Source organism: Psychromonas arctica DSM 14288 (assembly GCF_000482725.1).
Lineage (GTDB): Bacteria > Pseudomonadota > Gammaproteobacteria > Enterobacterales > Psychromonadaceae > Psychromonas > Psychromonas arctica.
The window spans coordinates 104,268-111,313 of the sequence record NZ_KI519477.1; the positions used below are offsets into that span (position 1 = coordinate 104,268).

Consider the following 7,046-nt stretch of genomic DNA (forward strand, 5'->3'; position numbering starts at 1 on the left):
TCTAATATTAAATAAAAAAAGTGACATGCTCACAACATAGATGGAATGATTCGAATATGATGAAATGGATAAAGCGACTTTTCATAGTAGCTATTTTCTTGGGTGTTATAGGTGTTGCAGCAATAACATTTATCTACTTCCAGCTGAAAGCAGATTTACCTGACGTAACAAGTATTCAAGAAATCCCTTTGCAAGTACCAATGAAAGTACTCAGTAAAGACGGCGAACTGATCTCTCAATTTGGTGAGAAAAGACGTATCCCATTAACACGTAAAGAGATACCAGATCAGCTTGTTAATGCTTTTATTGCTACCGAAGATAGTCGTTTTTATCAACATATTGGTATGGATCCGATTGGCATCATGCGTGCAGCTAGTGTTTATGTATTATCTGGCAGTGCAAAACAGGGGGCGAGTACAATCACCCAGCAAGTGGCGCGAAACTTCTTCTTAACCAATGAAAAAACTATTTTGCGTAAAGTCCGTGAAATATTCATTGCTATACAAATAGAGCAAATATTAACCAAAGATGAAATTTTAATGCTGTATCTCAATAAGATAGCATTAGGTCATCGTTCATTTGGTGTGGGTGCAGCTGCCCAAGTGTATTTTGGCAAAACAGTTTCAGAATTAACGCTTTCTGAAATGGCCGTATTAGCAGGCCTTCCCAAGGCACCTTCACGTTTAAACCCTATCTATTCAGTAGAAAGTGCAACAGAACGTCGCAATCTTGTTTTACTGCGTATGTTAGATGAAAATTATATTACTCAAGAAGAGTATCAAAGTGCACGAGATGAAGTCGTCTTAAGTCGCTACCATGGTGCAGAAATTACGCTATCAGCACATTACGTTGCTGAAATTGCACGTAATAAATTAATTGAGTTATACGGTGAAGAGCGAAGCTATAATGAGGGCTTCAATGTATACACCACGATCACTAAAAAAACACAACAAGCCGCAAATAAAGCTGTCATAGAAAACTTGCATAATTACGACATGCGCCATGGTTACCGTGGTGCGACTAAGGTGTTATGGACTAAAGATGAAACACCGTGGACAGCAGAAAAGATAGAGGAAGCATTAGCACAAGAAGCCACCGATGTTGATTTAAAACCAGCGGTAGTCGTTGCTGTTAATGAGAAAAGTATTGATGTCATCATCAAAGGTGATAAGAAAAAAGTATCAACCATTGAGTGGGGCGGCTTAAGTTGGGCACGCTCATTTAAATCCGACTCAAGACAGGGTAATCCACCAAAAAAAGCAAAAGATATTGTCAGCGTGGGAGAGCAAATTTTGACTCGGGAGATCGATGTTGAAGTCAAAGATAAAAAGCAAACGACTTCCGTCAAACAATTGCAACTATCACAATACCCAGCAGTGAGTGCCGCCTTTGTTTCCCTAAACCCTCAAGATGGCGCAATCACCTCACTAGTCGGCGGTTTTAGTTTTACACAAAGTAAATTTAACCGTGCGCTTCAAGCTAAGCGTCAGGTTGGTTCTAATATCAAACCATTTATTTACTCTGCCGCTCTTGATAATGGCTATACCTTAGCGACGTTAGTAAACGACACCCCCATTAATGAATGGAGTGGCAATGAAGCTTGGCGCCCAAAAAACTCACCAAACATTTATTTAGGCCCCATTAGATTACGTCGAGCATTAGGACAATCGAAAAATGTGGTATCAGTTCGATTAGTACAAGACTTAGGTATTGATAAAATTATTGATCAACTCACTAAATTTGGGTTTAAACCAGAAGACATGCCAAAAAGTAACTCTATAGCACTGGGCTCAGCATCAATAACACCGCTGGAATTAGCTACGGGTTTTGCAATCATTGCTAATGGCGGGTACAAAGTTGAACCTTATGTGATTGAACGTATTGAAGATGCATACGGCACTGTTTTATACCAAGCGGAACCTAAAATTGTTTGTCCAGAATGCATTGAAATATACCAAAGACAAACAGAGAAAACAGATCCATTAGCTATTGAAACAATGATAGATGGCGATGCTAAGGTATGTGTTATTGCCGCAGTCGATGAAGCACAAGTAGCACCTTCAGCGATCTCTCCTGCAACAGCATTTTTGACCCGAGAGCTATTACGTACTGCAGTTTGGGGTGGTGGCGACTGGGCGCATAAGACTCGTTGGAATGGCACTGGGGCACGAGCAGGAAAAGCAATTAAGCGTCAGGATATGGGCGGCAAAACAGGTACCAGCAATGACTCCAAAGATGCTTGGTTCTCTGGTTTTGTTGGTAATAGTGTTGCCACCTCATGGGTTGGTTTCGACGATTTTAAGCGTGAGCTAGGACGTACAGTTTACAATAGTAACTTAGGGAAAAGTCAATCTTCAGGTGGAGAATATGGATCAAGTACAGCCTTACCAGCCTGGAATGCATTTATGGTTGAAACCATGGCAGGAGAGCCGACTTTTTCACCTCAACGACCAGATAATATTGCTAACGCGCGAATTGATAGGGCAACAGGATTCCTATCGACGGTCACTGACCATACAACGCTGATTGAATACTTTAAAAGTGGCACAGTGCCTATTTACTATGCACCTGAGCAAAGTAATTACAATCAAAGCAGTGACTCTTCAACAGAAGGATATGATGAAGAGCTATTTTAATAGCTGATAGTGAGGGTGAAAAAACTCTTTAAATTCAGTGATAGTTGAAAAGTTCTGCATCGCTTGTGCAGGCTTTTCACTATCTGGTTTGTTAATACCTACTAGGTATTCAACACCGGCAGACTGAGCAGCAACTAAAATTTTCTCGCTATCATCAATAAAAATGGAGCGTGAAAAGTCTGTATTCAGTTGCTTCTTCACTGCTTCCCAAAAAAATGTACTTTCTTTTTCATAGCCGATTTCATGACTAGAAATAGCGAGATCAACATGAGATAACAGCTGCGTTTGTTGATCTTTTAACGCAATACCACTTGGGTGAGCATTGGTTAAAATAACAATTTTCTTACCTAGTTTTTTTAGTTTTTTCAAAAACCAAAGCGTATCTTCTCGCCATTGAATCTTATGCTTATTAGCATGTTGTAAATGATGGATATCCAAGCCTAAGGTTTCAGTCCAATAATCATAACTGTACCAAGGTAACGTTCCCCACACGGTTTTGTATTGTTCAAAAACATAAGTAGTGGCTTGTTCAATAGATAAACGATGCAATAATGCATATTGGCTGGGTACAAACTCTAGCCAAAAATGAGAATCATAATGCAAATCTAATAATGTACCATCCATGTCTAGTAAGACTAAATCTACATTTTTCTCTAAAAACATATTATTCCTAATCCAGTGCACCCAAAGTAAAATAGATTAAATGAATACAGTATCGTAAATAAGATAAGCATTGTAAGATAACATTTATATTAACTAATGATAGTCATGGGGTCTCTATGAGCAATTCCTTACCAACCTTACCTGAAATATTACATAAAAGTGTTGTCGCTTGTAGTCGATTTTTCAAGATAGAAACATTACAGCTCAAGTTTAGTAATGGTGAGCAACGAGAATTTGAGCGTATGAAGGGAGGTAATCAAGGGGCCGTATTGGTCGTGCCTTTTTATGATAAAGATACCTTATTGTTAATACGAGAATATGCGGCCGGAACACATAGCTACGAGCTAGGTTTTCCAAAAGGCTTGATTGATCCCGGCGAAAGTGCTCTAGAAGCAGCTAATAGAGAATTAAAAGAAGAAGTTGGCTTTGGGGCTAAAAATTTCACGGCATTAAAAAAAGTAGTGATGGCACCTAGCTACTTTAGTAGTACGATGACTTTATTTATGGCTGAAAATTTATATCCTGAAAGTTTACCTGGTGATGAACCAGAGCCTTTAGAAGTGATAAAATGGCCAATCGCTAAAGCAGATGAATTGTTAGCACGGGATGATTTTCAAGAAGCACGTAGCATTAGTGCTTTATTGCTAGTGATGAAAAATTACCGTTAACTTCATCCCGCCTTTATTATTTCAACAAAGTACTAATACGTGAGTAGTACAATATAGCTACATAACTATACAACTATATAACTACTCACGTCACGCTTTGATTTCCCTATTAAAATAAGCGGTTCAAACCGTTTAATGCAGCAACACGATACGCTTCAGCCATGGTTGGATAATTGAAGGTTGTATTAGCAAAATATTCAATCGTATTACCAGGGCCTTCTTGCTCCATAATAGCTTGACCGATATGAATAATTTCCGCTGCTCGCTCACCAAAACAATGAATACCTAATATTTCCTTAGTATCGCGATGAAATAGAATCTTCAAACTACCCACATCCGAACCAAGAATCTGAGAGCGCGCTAAATCTTTGAATTGTGCACGCCCCACTTCATAAGGCACTTTTTGTTGCGTCAAAATTTGTTCTGTTTTACCCACTGAACTGATCTCGGGAATAGTATAAATACCAGTAGGAATATCTTTGATCAGTTTTCTTTTCCCTTCACGGGTAATAATTAAGTTAGCCGCGATTCGACCTTGATCATAAGCCGCACTAGCTAAACTAGGATAGCCAATCACATCACCTACGGCATAAATATTATCCACTGATGTTTGATAATTTTCATTAATTGCTAGTTGTCCACGGCCATCAGGTTTTAAGCCTACAGCTTCTAAGTTTAATAGGTCAGTATTACCTGTGCGCCCATTCGCATACAGTAAGCAGTCTGCCTTCATTTTTTTACCTGATTTAAAATGAATAACGACCCCCTCTGAAGAATGCTCAACTTTTTGGTACTCCTCATCATGGCGTAAAATCATGCCTGAGTTTCTGAAGTGATAAGACAATGCATCTGACATTTCAGCATCTAAAAATGATAACAACCTATCTCGTGTGTTAACTAAGTCTGTTTTAACACCCAACCCTCTAAAAATAGAAGCATATTCACAGCCAATAACACCTGCACCATAAATGACAATATGTTGTGGTTGATAATCTAGGGAAAGAATAGTGTCACTGTCATAAACATTTGGAGAATTAAAGTCGATATCAACGGGATGATATGGTCGAGAGCCAGTCGCGATAATAATATCTTGCGCAGTAATCGTTTCCAGAGAGCCATCTGCACTTTTAATTCGAATCGAATGATTATCAATAAAAGATGCTTCTCCAAAATATAAAGTACAATTATTACGATTATAAAAGCTACTGCGCATTTTAACTTGTTTACTGATCACTTGCTCTGTGTGGCGTAATACATCAGCAAAAGTAAATGACTGTTTTTGAGGATAATTATTAGTGAATAATGCATTATTTTTAAGCTCAATCAGTTGTGTAACACTATGGCGAAGCGCTTTTGATGGTATGGTTCCCCAATGTGTACACCCCCCACCTATATCACGATATTTCTCAATCACAGCGACACGTTTACCCGCTTTAGCAAGCTTCATCGCAGAGCCTTCCCCGCCTGGTCCGGTGCCGATGACAATTGCATCATAATCATAACTTACAGGTGCTTTTTTAGGATTTTTTGGTGTAGACATGACTCAACCTTCAGTGATAAATAATAGTAATATTAACAATCTAACAGTATTTGTCACACATTCCTGTAACAAAGCGTGCTCTCTAAGGGTATTAAACATACATTATAAATATGAAAATATCTTTAACTTCTCACATCGTTACAAAAAAGGAGAAATAGAGGTTAGTTCATGTTATTTTTAGGTTTTAAATTTAAATTAATAGATAGGAGTTAGTGTAATGCACGATAGTAATATCTCAGTAAAATGGTTAATTCATGCTTTTTTAATAGGGCTATCTGTTAACGCATGTTTTTCTATTTTAACAATTTCACAAATAACATTTTCATTGTTTCCATTTTTTACGCTGTACTTTGCAACGAGCCGCTTTTACCAGTTGTATGTTAGTGAAGCAGATAATGAAGCCAGTGTTCGTCCTGCATGGGCAGCCTTTTTTATTGGTTTATTCTCCTACGCAGCATTTATTGGAGCATTACACCCAGAGCTAGGATCAAACTTCATCTCCATCACTATCACTTTAATTCTAGCTATTTGGCTAATGTATAAAATGATGTTTGGTGATAAACATTACTCAGCATAAGAAGCATAGTTATAGTAAATTTTAAAATAACCTAACTGGTTATAAACCAATTGAGATGGTGGATTTGATTAACACCTTGTATTTCGTGTTGCGCAATTCACTCATTTTTCTAGATGATATTAAATCACCCTGTAGGGGTGATTAGTATTACTCTTTAAAGGGCAAATAATGGATTATACTACCCGCAATATCCCCGCTTCAAAGCAAATAGCTTTAGTCGCACATGATGATATGAAATATCAATTAATTCAATGGGTTGCTAAACGCGCAGAGCAATTAAAACAACACCATATATTCTCTACTGGCACTACAGGCACTTTGCTGGCAAAACAAACAGGCTTACCTATCGAGTGTCTTTTATCTGGACCAATGGGAGGAGATCAGCAGTTAGGTGCTAAAATTGCGGAAGGTAAAATTGACTTACTTATTTTCTTTTGGGATCCAATGAGTTCAGTGCCCCATGAACCAGATGTAAAAGCATTATTACGTTTGGCTGCGGTATGGAATATTCCAATGGCAACTAATATATCAACCGCAGACTTTATCATTGATTCATATTATATGGATAAAATTTATACAACCCGCATCCCTGACTATCAAAAATATTTAATTCGACGCACGCAATAAAGTTTGGAGTTCATCTTGCAAAGCTTAACTGACATTTATATTTACCCGATCAAGTCCACTAAGGGCATTCAATTACCGCAAGCATTAGTAGAAGAAAAAGGTTTGGGTGTAGTTCCTTTGAATCGACGCTTTTTTCAATAAAACAGCTATCCATAGATCCTTTGCCTCGATTGCTTTTTGTGGAAAACCCAATAGTCATTAAAGTCACCACTTGATTTTAATGACCGTAATTTCAATATTGCTTCTGCTCCCTTTAAACTCCAACGGGCACCTGTAATATCTAACCTGTCATTTATAAGGTGTCGGCAAGCCCCTTCAATGACGCCGCTCGCGAT

Annotated in this window: 7 protein-coding genes and 1 pseudogene; 5 read left to right on the plus strand and 3 right to left on the minus strand. The window is 38.1% G+C overall.

Annotation, left to right across the window (positions count from 1 at the left end; translation table 11 throughout):
* Positions 1-59 precede the first annotated feature (59 nt).
* Positions 60-2,636 (plus strand): penicillin-binding protein 1A, encoded by a 2,577-nt coding sequence (locus H592_RS0112020; protein ID WP_028868981.1) that lies wholly within the window; start codon positions 60-62, stop codon positions 2,634-2,636.
* On the opposite strand, the gene yrfG is transcribed toward H592_RS0112020, so the two are convergent.
* The gene (gene yrfG, locus H592_RS0112025; protein WP_028868982.1) at positions 2,628-3,299 is read right to left on the minus strand and encodes a GMP/IMP nucleotidase; all 672 of its coding nucleotides are present in this window, start codon (positions 3,297-3,299) and stop codon (positions 2,628-2,630) included. The two genes, H592_RS0112020 and yrfG, sit on opposite strands and share 9 nt — an antisense overlap.
* A gap of 116 nt (positions 3,300-3,415) precedes the next feature.
* On the opposite strand from yrfG, the gene nudE reads away from it, so the two are divergent.
* On the plus strand, positions 3,416-3,967 hold the full coding sequence (nudE, locus tag H592_RS0112030; protein WP_028868983.1) for an ADP compounds hydrolase NudE: 552 nt from the start codon (positions 3,416-3,418) through the stop codon (positions 3,965-3,967).
* Between the two features lie 109 nt (positions 3,968-4,076).
* Here nudE and sthA read toward each other — a convergent pair whose 3' ends face one another.
* Positions 4,077-5,507, minus strand: a complete 1,431-nt coding sequence (sthA, locus tag H592_RS0112035) for a Si-specific NAD(P)(+) transhydrogenase (RefSeq protein ID WP_037071727.1) — start codon at positions 5,505-5,507, stop codon at positions 4,077-4,079.
* Between the two features lie 217 nt (positions 5,508-5,724).
* Between sthA and H592_RS0112040 the strand changes: the two genes are divergently transcribed.
* The 3 genes from H592_RS0112040 to H592_RS23670 all read left to right on the plus strand — a co-directional run bounded on the left by H592_RS0112040 (position 5,725) and on the right by H592_RS23670 (position 6,852).
* Complete coding sequence (locus H592_RS0112040; RefSeq protein WP_028868985.1) at positions 5,725-6,084, plus strand: DUF1422 family protein; 360 nt, start codon at positions 5,725-5,727, stop codon at positions 6,082-6,084.
* Positions 6,085-6,252: 168 nt separating this feature from the next.
* The gene (locus H592_RS0112045) at positions 6,253-6,711 is read left to right on the plus strand and encodes a methylglyoxal synthase (RefSeq protein ID WP_028868986.1); all 459 of its coding nucleotides are present in this window, start codon (positions 6,253-6,255) and stop codon (positions 6,709-6,711) included.
* Positions 6,712-6,726: 15 nt separating this feature from the next.
* Entirely contained in the window at positions 6,727-6,852 is a 126-nt protein-coding gene (locus tag H592_RS23670; RefSeq protein WP_156916116.1) for an MOSC N-terminal beta barrel domain-containing protein, read from the plus strand.
* A gap of 5 nt (positions 6,853-6,857) precedes the next feature.
* On the opposite strand, the pseudogene H592_RS23675 reads toward H592_RS23670, so the two are convergent.
* Positions 6,858-7,046: pseudogene (locus H592_RS23675) on the minus strand (ISKra4 family transposase); the annotation flags it as partial.